The sequence below is a fragment of the Bradyrhizobium sp. LB13.1 genome (assembly GCF_054056815.1).
In genome coordinates this window covers 3,621,857-3,636,210 of the sequence record NZ_JBSRYQ010000001.1, presented here as the reverse complement: position 1 = coordinate 3,636,210, position 14,354 = coordinate 3,621,857, and the positions used below count along the sequence as shown (strand labels likewise).

Annotated in this window: 11 protein-coding genes and 1 pseudogene; 3 read left to right on the top strand and 9 right to left on the bottom strand. The window is 63.2% G+C overall.

Annotation, left to right across the window (positions count from 1 at the left end):
• The first annotated feature begins 53 nt into the window (after positions 1–53).
• Positions 54–887, top strand: coding sequence for an IclR family transcriptional regulator (locus tag ACVWYI_RS17055; RefSeq protein WP_456662688.1), 834 nt, complete (start codon positions 54–56; stop codon positions 885–887).
• A 15-nt stretch (positions 888–902) separates the two neighbouring features.
• On the opposite strand, the gene rnz is transcribed toward ACVWYI_RS17055, so the two are convergent.
• From rnz to ACVWYI_RS17035, 4 genes and pseudogenes are all read right to left on the bottom strand, one after another.
• Positions 903–1,805, bottom strand: coding sequence for a ribonuclease Z (rnz, locus tag ACVWYI_RS17050; RefSeq protein ID WP_456662687.1), 903 nt, complete (start codon positions 1,803–1,805; stop codon positions 903–905).
• 431 nt (positions 1,806–2,236) lie between these two features.
• Positions 2,237–3,442 carry a calcium-binding protein gene (locus tag ACVWYI_RS17045; RefSeq protein WP_456662686.1) on the bottom strand — a complete coding sequence of 402 codons (1,206 nt, stop codon included), beginning with the start codon at positions 3,440–3,442 and terminating at the stop codon, positions 2,237–2,239.
• A gap of 237 nt (positions 3,443–3,679) precedes the next feature.
• On the bottom strand, positions 3,680–4,882 hold the full coding sequence (locus tag ACVWYI_RS17040) for a calcium-binding protein (protein ID WP_456650401.1): 1,203 nt from the start codon (positions 4,880–4,882) through the stop codon (positions 3,680–3,682).
• Positions 4,883–5,154: 272 nt separating this feature from the next.
• Positions 5,155–5,762, bottom strand: a pseudogene (locus ACVWYI_RS17035) (TetR/AcrR family transcriptional regulator).
• Between the two features lie 200 nt (positions 5,763–5,962).
• Here ACVWYI_RS17035 and ACVWYI_RS17030 point away from each other — a divergent pair.
• Positions 5,963–7,219, top strand: coding sequence for an efflux RND transporter periplasmic adaptor subunit (locus ACVWYI_RS17030; protein WP_456662685.1), 1,257 nt, complete (start codon positions 5,963–5,965; stop codon positions 7,217–7,219).
• Positions 7,220–7,370: 151 nt separating this feature from the next.
• The gene (locus ACVWYI_RS17025) at positions 7,371–10,559 is read left to right on the top strand and encodes an efflux RND transporter permease subunit (protein ID WP_456662684.1); all 3,189 of its coding nucleotides are present in this window, start codon (positions 7,371–7,373) and stop codon (positions 10,557–10,559) included.
• Here ACVWYI_RS17025 and ACVWYI_RS17020 read toward each other — a convergent pair.
• The 5 genes from ACVWYI_RS17020 to ACVWYI_RS17000 form a co-directional block, all read right to left on the bottom strand.
• A complete protein-coding gene (locus tag ACVWYI_RS17020) occupies positions 10,556–11,284 on the bottom strand; it encodes a sulfite exporter TauE/SafE family protein (protein ID WP_456662683.1) in 729 nt (242 codons plus the stop codon). The two genes, ACVWYI_RS17025 and ACVWYI_RS17020, sit on opposite strands and share 4 nt — an antisense overlap.
• Before the next feature lie 14 nt (positions 11,285–11,298).
• Entirely contained in the window at positions 11,299–11,475 is a 177-nt protein-coding gene (locus ACVWYI_RS17015; protein ID WP_456662682.1) for a hypothetical protein, read from the bottom strand.
• Positions 11,468–11,725, bottom strand: a complete 258-nt coding sequence (locus ACVWYI_RS17010) for a hypothetical protein (protein ID WP_456662681.1) — start codon at positions 11,723–11,725, stop codon at positions 11,468–11,470. Before ACVWYI_RS17010 ends, ACVWYI_RS17015 begins: the two co-directional genes overlap by 8 nt.
• Positions 11,726–11,955: 230 nt before the next feature.
• The gene (locus ACVWYI_RS17005; RefSeq protein WP_456662680.1) at positions 11,956–13,074 is read right to left on the bottom strand and encodes a helix-turn-helix transcriptional regulator; all 1,119 of its coding nucleotides are present in this window, start codon (positions 13,072–13,074) and stop codon (positions 11,956–11,958) included.
• Positions 13,075–13,186: 112 nt separating this feature from the next.
• Positions 13,187–14,305 carry a helix-turn-helix transcriptional regulator gene (locus tag ACVWYI_RS17000; RefSeq protein WP_456662679.1) on the bottom strand — a complete coding sequence of 373 codons (1,119 nt, stop codon included), beginning with the start codon at positions 14,303–14,305 and terminating at the stop codon, positions 13,187–13,189.
• Positions 14,306–14,354 lie beyond the last annotated feature (49 nt).

Below are 14,354 nucleotides of genomic sequence, written 5' to 3'. Positions count from 1 at the left end.
AAATCAGCTTGCCGCCACGTCAAGGGCGACATGTCATGGCAAGGCATTAGAGCATGGCCAAGGTCGAAAAGAAGGCCGCAAAGCGCGCATCGCAAGCTAGCGCAAAGAATCCAAAGAATCACGTCGCCTCCGTCGGCAAGGCCTTCGCGGTGCTCAAGAGCTTCACCAGCGAGGCCTTCGAGCTGACCCTGAGTGAGATTGCCGCACGCGCCGATCTCGACCGCGGAACGGCGTTCCGGCTGATCCAGACCCTGGTCGAGCTCGGCTATGTCCAGGCGGTTCCGCAAAGCCGCCGGTTCCGGCTCGGGGTCGCCTGCCTCGACCTTGGCTACACCGTGCTGTCGCACGGTTCGTTGCGGCCGATCGTCGAGCCGCTGCTGCGCGATCTCGTACCTGATGTCGGCGATGCGGCCTCGCTCGGGATCCTCGACGGCGGCGACGTGATTTATCTCGCGCGCATCGGCGCGGGCCTCGACCGGCACAAGATGGATCGCCGTCCGGGCACGCGCATTCCCGCCTACAGTGCCGCGCTCGGCCATGCGATGCTCGCGCATCTGGCGCGGGACGAGCAGATCGCGCGACTGGAGTTACGGCCCCGCGTCAAGCTGTCGGAGCGCACGCTGACCGATCTCGATGCCCTGCTCGCCCGGCTCGATCAGGTGAAGAAGAAAGGCCATGCCGTCTCCGACGGCGAGAATGCCTATGGCCTGCGCACGCTGGCAACGCCGATCTTCGACGCCCAGGGTCTTGTGATCGGGGGATTGAGCGTCACCGTCGATGCGATGCGCATGGACATGCCGACCTTCCGCGACCAGGCGCTGCCAAAGCTGATGCAGGCGACGAAAGAGGTGCAGGATCTCGCGATCAAGTCGGGATTGACGAGATGAGTGACGTCAAGCCGGCTAGATGACGATGTGGTCGAAGTCGGCGGCGATCCGCGTGTTTGGAAAGATCCTTGTCGCCTCGGCCAATAGCTCTTCGTCCCGATAGCGCCCCGACATATGGTTCAGCACGAGTTGTCCGACGTTGTTGGCGGCCGCGAACGCTGCCGCCTCGCGCGCGGTGAGATGGCCATAGTCCCGGGCGGTCGATGCGTCGCGATCGAGGAACGTCGCTTCGATCACCAGCACATCTGCGTCAGCCACGTATCGTGACAGCCCATCCGTGGTTTCGGTGTCGCCGATCATGACGAGTTTCTTGCCACCGCTCGGCGGCCCCAGGACGTCTTCGGGATCGATCGTTCGGTCGGCGATCGCGACAGGCCGTCCTGCGGCCAACTCTCCGCGCAGCGGCCCATCCGGCACACCAAGGGCTGCGAGGCGATCGGGCTGAAGGTGGCGACGGGTGGGACCCTTGAAGGAGAAGCCAAAGCTGTCGGTGTCGCGGTGGCGGACCGGAAAGCAATCGACGGTGAAGTCGCCGGCATCGACGACCTGTCCTTCGGTCAGCGGCGCGAATTCCACCGGGATCGGCGCCCTGCCCGCGCCCCACAGGCCCGAGAGCATGCGGACGACGATGTCGAGCGTACCCTGCCCTGCATGGACGGTCATCACGTCGGAGTTCTGGCGTAACCCCAGCGTCGAGAACAGACCGGGGATGCCGAGCACGTGATCGAGATGGGCGTGCGTCAGCAGGATGCGGTCAAGCCGCCGAAAGCCGGCGCCGCTGCGCAGCAACTGGCGCTGCGTGCCCTCGCCGCAATCGACCAGGATGCGCTTGCCCGCTGCCTCGACCAGGAGGGCCGGATGGTTGCGCTCCGCCGACGGAACGCTGGCCGAGGTCCCAAGGAATGTCAGGGCGAACATGCTCGTCAGTGTCCAGGCTTCACCGCCCCCAATGCCACGCGAGCAGCAGCGCGTACAGGCCATCGATTCAGCATGGAGCGCCGTTCCCCACGGGAGCTCGATAAAAAAACGCGAAAACAACCCCATGCACAGTACAAATCAGCACAAATCATTGAAGAATTTCGCACCCCATTGCGCGACCCCCGCGAGCGAAGGCGGTTTGACTCGTCGGGCAAAACAGCGCGTGCCGCCGATGCCAACGGAAGACGCCGTGCGTCGGCCATTGAACGATTGGCCGCATGGGGGCCGACGCCGGCAGCAGGCTGAGCGGCCCGCCGCCGGTGTCAGCGGACGAGTGGCGCGTGCTGAGGGGATCTGCAGGACGAGGAAGTGTAACCCGCATCTCGCCCCGCTGTAGGCGGGGCAAGATGGTTGCTCCCGGAGCAACTCGCTCAGATGAGGAAGTCGGCCGGGTGCAGGCTGGCGGCGTGAACACCGTCCAGCGTGATGGTGTCGCTCGCCGACAGATGAATCACGGCATCGCCGGCGGTATTATCGCTGATCAGGCTCGACAGCGCCGTCCAGTCCGCAAACCCATAATCACCCACATTGATCAGGTCGTGCTCGGTCGCGGTGCTGCCGACCGCCTTGTTGCCTTGATCGAAGTCAGTGATGAGGTCATTACCGGATCCGGTGTTGAAGACGAAGGTGTCGCTGTTTCCTCCGCCCGAAAGCTCGTCATTGCCGGTGCCGCCGTTGAGGATATCCCTGCCGCCGGTGATCGAGCCCGGCGTCGCGGGGTTATAGACCTTCGCATCGCCATACAGGAAATCGTTGGTCGCTCCGCCGGTGAGGATATCGTTGCCGCCATCAGCATTGCCGGACATGGTCGGAGCATCGCCGTAGAGCGCTGGGTTCGTAAGCTGGAGGGTGTCAGGGCCACCGGTCTTGAGGGTGAGAATGTCATCTCCCCCTTGGGCATTGTCGGTCAGTGAGGTCGCCGAATCTCCGTACGCAAATCCGCCGGTCCAGACAATGTTGGCGCCGAAGGTGAAGGTGATGTTGTCGTTACCGCCAATGGCATCGCCGCTGATGGAGCCGATAGCATCGCCGCTGGCTATCGCTGAGCCCTCCATGGTGTTCAGACTGATGTCGAGCGTGTCATTGCCGCCCTGCGCCGTACCGCTCATGGAACCGCCGGCATCGCCGGCGTACACATTGTCGTAGTCTCGCCAACCCACCGCGCCGATGATGGTGTCACTGCCGCCGTGCGAACTGCCCGACATGTCGCCAGCGACATCGCCGAAAGCATGCACGTTGGTGTACATCGAGCCGTTCTCGACATCGATGGTGTCGTTGCCGCCCCTGGCGTCGTCGGTCATCGCCTGGGCGTCGCCGACCACGAGGGCGGCGTTCCAGCCATAGTTGAAATTGACCGTGAGCGTGTCGTTGCCGCCGTGGGACTGGCCATGTAGAGTCGTGTTGTCGTCGCCGAAGATCGTGACCTCTGCTTCGGGCTGGGTGATCGTTGCGGTCACGCTGTCGTTGCCGCCCCAGGTGTCGGTAGCGGTCGGAAAGTTGGGATCTCCGTTAACGGTTTCGATTTGACCAAACTGGTCGAGCAGGACGTCGATGGTGTCGTTCGGCAGATGTTGCATGGCGTAACTCCCAGTTCATTGTCGGAAGCGGGTTGACGCCGGCAAACTTCTTGCGCGACGCGCTGTGACCACGCTTCACCGTGACCAATCTACTTTCGATAGACGGCGGAAATTTGCAGGAATCCGGGATAGAGTTTGATTGCGATGGAGATTGGTGGAGCTCGTCGGCGTGCCGTCGCAATCCCGATGTCGCCCGGCGCTTTGCGGAGCAACACCGCCGCTTTTGATTCAACTTCGTCAGATGATGAAGTCGGTCGGATGCAGGCTCGCGGCATGGACGCCGTCGAGCGTGACCGAATCGTTGGCGGAGAGATGGATCACGGCATCGCCGGCGGCGTTGTCGCGGATCAGGCTCGACAGTGCGGTCCAGTCTGCAAAGCCGTAGTTCTGTACGTCGATCAAGTCATGTTCCACCGCCGTGCTGCCGATGGCCTTGTTGCCCTGATCGAAGTCGACGATCGTGTCGTTGCCGGAGCCGGTGTTGAAGGTGAAGAAGTCGCTGTTTCCCCCTCCCCACATCCGGTCGTCGCCGGCTCCGCCGTTCAGCGTATCGATGCCGCCGGTGATCGAGCCTGGTGTCGCCGGTTCATAGATTCGCGCGTCGCCATACATGAAATCGCGGCCCGCGCCGCCATTGAGGATGTCGTTGCCGCCATGGGAATTGCCCACCATGGTGGACGCATCGCCATACATCTGCGAAACGGCATTCGTGTACTGTCCGTCGAGCTTGGCGGTGAGCACATCGTCGCCGCCCTGGGCGAAATCCATCAGGGATTCCGCCGAATCCCCGAACAAGGTTCCGCCTGAGATGGCGCTGTCGCCGTTCAAGGTTATGGTCAAGTTGTCGTTGCCGCCATGCGCGAGACCCCTCAGGGAACCAATGGCGTCACCGCTTACAGTCGCCCCTCCGTCCATCGTGAGCACGCTGACATCGAGTATGTCGTTGCCGCCGCGCGAGGTGTCTATCATGGAACCGCCGGTGTCGCCGGCAAACAGGTTGGCGCCGCCGCGCCACGCGACCGAGCCGGTAATGTCGTCATTGCCGCCTTGCGCGTTGCCCGACATGTCGCCAGCGGCATCGCCGAAGGCCGAGACCGTCGTATAGACGGTGCGGCCGGCATCCGCGACGATGGTGTCATTGCCGCCCTTGGTGTCGTCGATCATCGCCTGGGTATCTCCCACCACGAGGGCGGTATTCCAGCCGCCACCGATGTCCGCGATGAGCGTGTCGTTTCCGCCTTGCGAGTGACCAAGCAACATCGTGTGGTCATCGCCGAAGATCGTGAGTTTTGCATTGAGCGCGGCGACCGTCGCCGTCACGGTGTCGTTGCCGCCCCAGACGTCCTTGGCTGCGGGAAAGCCGGGGTCTCCGTACACGGTCTTGATTTGACCAAACTGGTCGAGCAGGACGTCGAAGGTATCGTTCGGCAGATGCTGCATGGCGTAACTCCCATTTCATCGTCGGAAGCGGGCCCTGACGCCTGCAGAACTTCTTGCAAGACGCGTTGTTGACCACGCTTCACCGGGAGCAATCTACCTTTGGTAGATGGCAGAGATTTGCAGGAATTCGGGAGAGAGTTTGATCGCATGCGTGGAACCGCGGCGGCAATCTCGTCGAATTGCTCGAACGCGAATTCGGCGGCTTCGTCCCGCCACCACCGCTGCCTGCTACGCAATCCGCGAGATGAGTGAGGCCGCGACGCGGGCAGACATCACTTTCCGTCGGCCGACTGCGCTTCGACCGCCTGCACGGCGACACTCGCTACCTGCTGCAACGCCTCGCGGTCGGAGCCCGAAGACGCCATCACGCCCATGCCGACGGACACCGCCGAGACATAGCGCGCGAGCGCGGCAGGATCTTTGAGGTCGGCTTGAGGTCGCCTTCGGCCTTGGCGCGAACAAAACGGTCGCGGAGCTGGTCCTCGTTCTGGGCGCGACGGGTGGCGAGCTCGAAGGGGACGCTTTCTGATCCAGTGCCGCAGGCGATGCCGCCTTGCACAAGCAGGCAGCCCGGCGGATTGGCGGGATCGGTCTGCCTGTCGGCGATGCCCGTCAGCATCCGCTCGGCGACCTCGCGGGCGGTCGGCGCTGCCACCACCTCGTCCATCCAGACGCCGCGCAGTTTGGTGTAGCGGTCGAGCGCGGCTTTCAGCAGGCCCTCTTTGTTGCCGAAACAAGCGTAAAGGCTCGGAGGATTGATGCCCATGGCCTCGGTGAGCTGGGCAATCGTGGCGCCCTCATAGCCATGGCGCCAAAACACTTCCATCGCCTGGTCCAACGCCGTCTCGGCGTCGAATTCGCGGGGGCGTCCCATGCCCATGTGCCTGTTCTCCTCGGAATTCGCCGTCTGCCGGAGACTAACGCCAAATCCTATCTAGTTGTTCTAGCTTTATTTTCCTGCCGTCTTCCAATTCTTGCGGTAGGCCGCTACAATTTTCTTAGTGAATGGTACATAAGTATCTTGCACTGCGGCATCCAGCTCCACATCTGTAGCGAACACTACATATCTGGAGCGCGCAAATGCATCCCTCCCAAAATTCTGCCCAAAATACCGTCCGCACCGGCCGTTTTCGCCGCCTCCTTGGCGGTGTCGCCATCGTGGGCACCCTCGCCGTAGCCGGATCGATCGCGACCGGCCACTACTTCCGTTCAGCCCAGGCGACGGCAACGGCCGCCGCGGCCGAGCAAGCCGTCTCCGTCACCGTCGCGATGATCGAGCCGCGGCAGACCGTGCTGTGGGACGACTTTTCCGGCCGCCTGGAGGCCATCAACCGCGTCGAGCTTCGCCCGCGCGTGGCAGGCGCGATCATGTCGACCAACTTCACCGAAGGCACGCTGGTGAAGGCCGGTGACATCCTGTTCAAGATCGACCCGGCGCCTTACGCGGCGGAGGTCGACAAGGCCAACGCGCAGCTCGAGGCGGCGAAAGCCCGGGTCGTGTTCACCCAGAGTGAGCTTGAGCGCGGCGCGCAGCTCGTCGGCAACGCCGTGGTCACGCGGCGCGACTACGACCAGCGTGAGAACGCCAACCGCGAAGCCATCGCCAACGTGAAGGCGGCTGAAGCAACGCTTCAGACCGCAAAGCTCAATCTCGACTACACCGAGGTGCGCGCCCCCGTGGATGGCCGCGTCGGCAAGATCGAAATCACCGTCGGCAATCTCGTCGCCGCCGGCACCGCCTCCCCGGTCCTGACCTCGCTGGTCTCGGTCAATCCGATCTACGCGTCGTTCGATGCGGATGAAGAGGTCGTGCTGCGTGCGCTGAACTCGATCGCGGATGCGTCCGGCCAGCGCGGCAAGCTCGACCAGATCCCGGTTGCGATGGCGACCTCGGGTGACTTGTCGGCGAAGGGCCACATCCAGCTCATCGACAACCAGGTCAACGGCCAGAGCGGCACCATCCGTGTCCGCGCGGTGTTTCAGAACGAGGACGGGCGTCTGATCCCCGGTCAGTTCGCCCGCGTGCGCATGGGCCAGCCGAAACAGCAGATGCTGGTGATGATCGACGAGCGCGCGATCGGCACCGACCAGGACAAGAAGTTCGTGATGGCGGTCGGCGACGACAGCCGCGCGGTCTACCGGCCGATCACGCTCGGCGGCTCGGTCGACGGGTTGCGTATCGTGACGGCGGGGCTGAAGACCGGCGACCGCATCATCGTCAACGGCCTGCAGCGCGTGCGGCCGGGTGCCCTGCTCAAGACGGAGATTGCGGCGATGGGTGCGCGCGGGCCGCAGCAGGCATCCAACCACAGCAACCAGGACGTCGTGCAGCGTTAGTGTTCTCCGTCATTCCGAAGCGCGCGGGCAGCGCGAACCGGAATGACGAAATCGTTGAACTACCAGAACATCAATTCTCAATTCCGGGTTCGCGGGCTTTGCCCGTGCCTGGGAATGACGGGAGAGTCGTCTCTCGCGCAGGGGCAAGGCCATGAATCTCTCAAAGTTCTTCATCGATCGTCCGATTTTCGCCGGCGTGCTGTCGGTCCTGATCTTCCTCGCCGGCCTGATCTCGCTGTTCGCGATGCCGATCTCGGAATATCCCGACGTCGTGCCGCCCTCGGTGCTGGTGCGTGCGACCTATCCCGGCGCCAATCCGAAGGTGATTGCGGAGACCGTGGCGACGCCGATCGAGGAGCAGATCAACGGTGTCGAGAACATGCTCTACATGTCGAGCCAGGCGACCACCGACGGCGCGATGACGCTGACGGTGACGTTTCGGCTCGGCACCGATCCTGACAAGGCGACGCAGCTGGTGCAGAACCGCGTGCAGCAGGCCGAGCCGCGCCTGCCCGCCGTGGTGCGCCAGCTCGGCATCACCACCAAGAAGTCATCGCCCGACCTCACCATGGTCGTGCATCTGCTGTCTCCGAACAACCGCTACGACATGACGTATTTGCGCAACTACGCCGTGCTCAACGTCAAGGACCGGCTGGCGCGGATCGACGGCGTCGGCGACGTCCAGCTCTACGGCGCCGGCGATTATTCGATGCGGATCTGGGTCGATCCGCAGAAGGCCGCCGAGCACGGCCTGACCGCAAGCGATATCGTCAGATCGATCCAGGCGCAGAACGTCGAGGCCGCCGCCGGCGTGGTCGGCTCTTCCCCCAACGTCAAGGGCATCGACCTGCAACTCTCCGTCAACGCCGAAGGGCGGCTTGCGAACGAGGAGCAGTTCGGCGACATCGTGGTCAAGACCGGCACCCATGGCGAGGTGGTGCGGCTGCGCGACGTCGCACGCATCGAGCTCGGCGCCTCCCAATACGGCCTTCGTTCGCTGCTCGACAACAAGCAGGCGGTGGCGATCCCGATCTTCCAGGCGCCCGGCTCCAATGCGCTCGAGATTTCCGACCACGTTCGCGCCACCATGGCCGAGATCAAGAAGAACATGCCGGAAGGCGTGTCGTACCAGATCGTCTACGACCCCACTCAGTTCGTGCGCTCCTCGATCGAGGCTGTGATCCACACGCTGCTGGAGGCGATCGCGCTGGTGGTGCTGGTGGTGATCCTGTTCCTCCAGACCTGGCGCGCCTCGATCATTCCGCTGCTGGCGGTGCCCGTGTCGATCGTCGGCACCTTCGCCGTGATGCACGTGTTCGGATTCTCCATCAACGCGCTGAGCCTGTTCGGCCTGGTGCTCGCGATCGGCATCGTCGTCGACGACGCCATCGTCGTCGTCGAAAACGTCGAGCGCAACATCGAGGGCGGATTGTCGCCGCGCGATGCGACCTATCAGGCGATGCGCGAGGTGTCCGGCCCGATCATCGCGATCGCGATGGTGCTGATCGCCGTGTTCGTGCCGCTCGCTTTCATCTCCGGCCTCACCGGGCAGTTCTACAAGCAGTTCGCGCTGACGATCGCGATCTCGACCGTGATCTCCGCGATCAACTCGCTGACACTGTCGCCGGCGCTGTCGGCGTTGCTGCTTAGGGGGCACGACGAACCTAAGGACCGGCTGACGATCATCATGGAAAAGGGCCTCGGCTGGTTCTTCCGCGGCTTCAACAAAGCGTTCACACGCTCGTCGGAGAATTATAGCAGCACCGTCACCAAGGTGATCTCAGGCAAGGCCGCCGTGATGGGCCTCTATGTGGTCCTGGTCGGCGTGACCGCCTTGCTGTTCCAGCAGGTCCCGAGCGGCTTCGTACCGGGTCAGGACAAGCAATATCTGGTCGGCTTCTCGCGTCTGCCTGATGGTGCAACGCTCGACCGCACCGAAGATGTGATCCGCAAGATGAGCGACATTGCGCTGACCCAGCCCGGTGTCGAGAGCTCGGTGGCATTCCCGGGCCTGTCGATCTCGGGCTTCACCAACTCCTCCAACGCCGGCATCGTGTTCTCGACGCTGAAGCCGTTCGAGGAGCGCAAAGGTGCATCGCTGAGCGGAAATGCAATCGCCGCCGACCTCAACAAGAAGTACGCCGGGATCCAGGAAGCCTTCATCGCCATGTTCCCGCCGCCGCCGGTCAACGGGCTCGGCACCATTGGCGGCTTCAAGCTGCAGATCGAGGATCGCGCCGGTCTCGGCTACGAGGCTCTGAACGAGGCGACCAACGCGTTCGTGGCCGCAATGCAGAAGGCGCCGGAGATCGCCGGTGTGTTCTCGAGCTTCCAGGTCAACGTGCCCCAGCTCTTCGCCGACATCGACCGCACCAAGGCGCTCCAGCTCGGCGTGCCCGTGACGGAGGTGTTCAACACGCTCCAGATCTACCTCGGTTCCTACTACGTCAACGACTTCAACAAGTTCGGCCGCACCTATTCAGTCTATGTCCAGGCCGATGCGCCGTTCCGCGCGCGGGCCGACGACATCAGGCAGTTGAAGGTGCGCTCGTCCTCCGGCGACATGGTGCCGCTGTCGGCGCTCATGACGATCCGCCAGAGCGCAGGCCCTGAACGCGCGATCCGCTACAACGGCTTCCTGTCCTCCGACATCAACGCGGCGGCTGCGCCCGGATTCTCTTCCGGTCAGGCGCAGGAAGTCGCGACGCGGATTGCGGCGGAGACATTGCCGCCCGGCTTTGCCTTCGAATGGACCGACCTGACCTATCAGGAGTTCATCGCCGGCAATTCCGGCCTCTGGGTATTCCCGCTGGCGATCCTGCTGGTGTTCCTGGTGCTGGCTGCGCTCTATGAGAGCCTGACCTTGCCGCTCTCGATCATCATGATCGTGCCGATGGGCCTGCTGGCCGCGATGTTCGGCGTCTGGATCTCCAAGGGCGACAACAACGTCTTCACCCAGATCGGCTTGATCGTGCTGGTGGGACTCTCGGCCAAGAACGCGATCCTGATCGTCGAATTCGCGCGCGAGCTCGAATTCGCAGGCCGCACGCCGATCCGGGCTGCAATCGAGGCGAGTCGCTTACGACTGCGCCCGATCCTGATGACGTCGATGGCGTTCATCATGGGCGTCCTGCCGCTGGTGCTCTCGACCGGTGCGGGCTCGGAGATGCGGCGTGCCATGGGCGTCGCCGTGTTCTCCGGGATGATCGGAGTTACCGTGTTCGGCCTGTTCCTGACACCGGTGTTCTATGTGCTGCTGCGGACCGTTACCGGCATGAAGCCGCTGACGCATCATGGCAGCGACACCAGCGCGGCGCCGGTGCAAACCGTCGGGCACTAGACCAGGGAAATCCCCGAGAGCAACAACAGCACGAGCACGGTCTTGCGAAAGACCGTCTCGTTGACCCTGTGGAAGGCGATCACGCCGAGCGCGGAACCTGCGAACAGCGCCGGCAGGCTGACCGCGAGGTCGACGAAGACTTTTGACGAGAGGTCCTGGTGTCCGACCAGCAGGACGATCGCGAACAGCTGCATCACGGCGATGAACGGCTGCACCAGCCCGCGCTGCTCGCTCTTGGGCATGCCGCGCATGTCGCACCAGATCGTCGGGATCGCGCCGGGCATCGCGGTCAGCCCGCCGACCAGCCCTCCTCCAAACCCGATCAAAGCGACCCAATGCCGCCCGACCGCCGCGCCGGCCGTCACCAGCGTCGGCCGCAGCAGCATGTAAGCGGCATAGAGCGCGACGATGAGGCCGAAGCCGCGCCGGAGCAGATGCGTGTCCGCGGACTGCAACAGCGAGACCGCGATGGGAACGCCGATCAATCCGCCGACGATCAGCATCAGACTGCCCTCCCAGCGGATGTTGCGCCGAAGTGCCCACAGATTGGTGGCCTGCACGCCGATACTGCATGCCATCATCAGCGGCACGGCTTCGAGCGGCTGAAACACCCGAAGCAAAATGGCACCCGCCACCGCCGAGAAGGCAAAACCGGAGAGCCCGGAGACGAAGGCACCGGCGAACACGGCAACGCTGAGCAGCAACAGAGTGGTGACATCAGGCACAATGCACCCTCCGGTCAGTCGTAGGGAATTTGCGAGACAGGGACATCGGCGCTCTCGGTGCAAACGGCCGGATCGAGTGGAATCGACGGATGCGCGTAAGCGTAAGATCGCTCCAGCACCGCGAGGCCGACCAGTTGGAGAGCGACGAGCGCCGCGGTCAGCGCGATCGCGACGACGCTGACGTTACGCACGCTCGAGTTCGGGGTGGCCGGTCGTGCGCTCGCGCGGATCAACTCCGTTGGCATTTTCAAAACTATCCTCTTCACGGGAGACCGAAATAATTTCATTCAAACACGGCGCTTCATGCGGCTGCTCCAGCAGGTGGCGATAGCGCCGCAACACGCGCTGCGCGTCGATTTCGCGCTGCGCGCGGAATGCCTCGCCTATGCGGGCGACAATATCGCGAAACCTGCTTGTCAGAATTGGTGACGCCGTTCGCATGACACTCTCCTCTCAACCTGCACGCGAGGTTGACGGAATTTCACTCCCGCTTGCAGTGAGTTGCTTCACACAAATGTCTGATACGTCGAACAACAGATCGTGTGACCTCTAGTAGAAGACAACGCAAAAACTCGCGTCATTCGATCGAACGACGCGCGATAACTTTCTAATGATGCTTCTGATTGAACCTATTGCGAGCTGCGGCGACTCGCCTGCGCCTTGAGCGCGTCTCAGTGCACGAGCGGATTGGAGAATCCAGCTGCGAGCTTGACGAGATCGGCCTGACGGGAAACGCCGGTCTTGGCGAACACGCGATGCAGATGTGTCTTCACCGTCGTCTCCGCGATGCCGAGCGCAACCGCCGTCTCCGGGACACCGCCGACATCGACGATCGACTGCAGGACCCTGAGTTCTGCAGGAGTAAGTTCGAAGGTGCGGTCGATGAGGCCGGCAGATGAGCGGCCGTCGAGTTCCGCTTTCCAGATGAACAAGGCGCCCACGGCGGAACTGCGCTCCGCCGCACCTTCGCGCAGCAGCGACGGCAGCGCCATGACGTGCGCGACATAGTAGGAACCGTCATGCGACATCAGCGGAATTTTCCGCCCCGCAGAGGCCGCCAACGCGACCTCGCCCGTGTCACGGAAGATATCGCGCAGGGCCGAATTTACAGCGGGGGATCTCGCCACCAGCCGGCCCGCGACAGACCGCAGGACATCATCGACACCAAGGATCGTCTCCGCGGCCGGATTGCTATGGACGATATGACACGCCGAATCGAGCAGGATCACGCCGGCATTCAACTGGTCCACGACGTCGGCGAGCGCGATCGCGCGCTGCTGCTTCCGCTCGATCGCCCGGTTGATAAGCAGCGCCCGGCTCGCATGCGGAACCAGGAATTGGATCCGCGCCCGCTGCTCGGCGTCGAGCATCTCCCTGCCCGGGATCACGGTCATCAGCATCGGACACGGCGACTTCGACTGCTCCAGCACCACGTTGGCGACATCGACGCAGCCCTGGGGGCGCAGCCATTCCTGATAGAAGCGGCCGCGGCGGTATTCGTCGAAATCCACGAGATCGGGAATGTTGCGCACCTCGCCATAGCGCGGAAGCCGCGCAAGCGGGTCGTATTGAGCGTAGGTCTCGGCATAGAGCCGAATGTAGTGCGGATCGACCCCGCAGTAATAATGCGTCGCGCCTGATTTGCTGACCGGGTCCTTTGAAATCAGACCGCAGGCCTGGCTGCCGATGAAGGCATTGAGCTTGACAACGACATCGCTCCACAACTTCGGGTTGAGACCGGCATCATAGATGGTCTCGATCAACTCGGACGGTTTTGGAGGTCGGGGCATCGGAACAGCCAATGGTGACACATGGAGATGGCGAAATGCTCTTCGTGCCCGCCGGCCATTGTGAGTCTATCACGGGAGCGAAAGGTTCAACCCTGAAGGCACAATTGGCAGCTTAGTTGACGAGCGGATTGGAGAACCCCGCCGCAAGCTTGACGAGACCGGCCTGACGCGAAACGCCCGTCTTGGCGAACACGCGATGCAGATGCGTCTTCGCCGTCGTTTCTGCGATACCGAGCGCAACCGCCGTCTCCGGGATGCCACCGACCTCGACGATGGACAGGAACACGCGCAGCTCGGCCGGCGTGAGATCGAACGTCCGCGCGACCAGTTCGCCATAGGACCGTCCGCCAAACGACACCTTGCGCAGCAGCAGCGCGCCGACGGCGTCGACCACCCGCTCGCTGCCGTCCCGCAGCACGGACGACAGCGGCAGGATGTGCGCGACGTAGCGCTCGCCGCCAGGTGAAAGCAGCGGAAACGCATGGCCCGTTGCGGCCAGCAGCGCAATTTCATTGCGGGTTGCGAACGCTTCCCGCAGCGTCTGGTTGGCCTCCGCACTGCTGGTCACGAGTTGCCCGGCAACGGATCGAACCAGATCGTCGGCCGCGAGCAAGGCGCGCCCCGCGGAATTCGCGTGCACCACCCGGCAGAACGCATCGAGCAGAAAGATGCCGCAGGCAAGATTGTCCAGGACCTCCGCGAACGCGGTCGCCAGCGTCAGTTGCGAGGTCATGGCACGGTTGATCAGCAACGCGCGGCTGGCGTGCGGCACGATCAGCGAGAGCCGCTGCTTCATCACCGGATCCACCATCCGGCGGCCCGACAGCACCGTCATCATCACCGGGCAACTCGCATTCGAATTCTCGAGCACGACGTTGGCCGCATCGCTGCAGCCCTGCGGCTTCATCCATTCCTGGTAAAAGCGCCCTCTCCGATATACGTCGAAATTGACGAGATCGGGAATGCTGGCGATCTGGCCGTGCGGAGGCAGGACCGTGAGCGGATCGAACTTCGAATGCGTCTCGGAATAGAGCTGGATGTAGTGCGGGTCCGCTCCGCAATAATAGTGCGTGACGCCGAACTTGCTGATCGAATTCTTGGAAAACAACCCGCAGGCCTGCCCGCCGACGAAGTCGCGGATGCCGGTGACGACGTTATTCCACAGCGAGGGATCGAGCCCGGCATCGTAGATGGCCTCGACCAGTTCGGCTAATTTCCGCGGTCCGTGCATGGCTATAAATGGCCTGAGCGATCAATATCACCAAGCGTACCACAGCCCA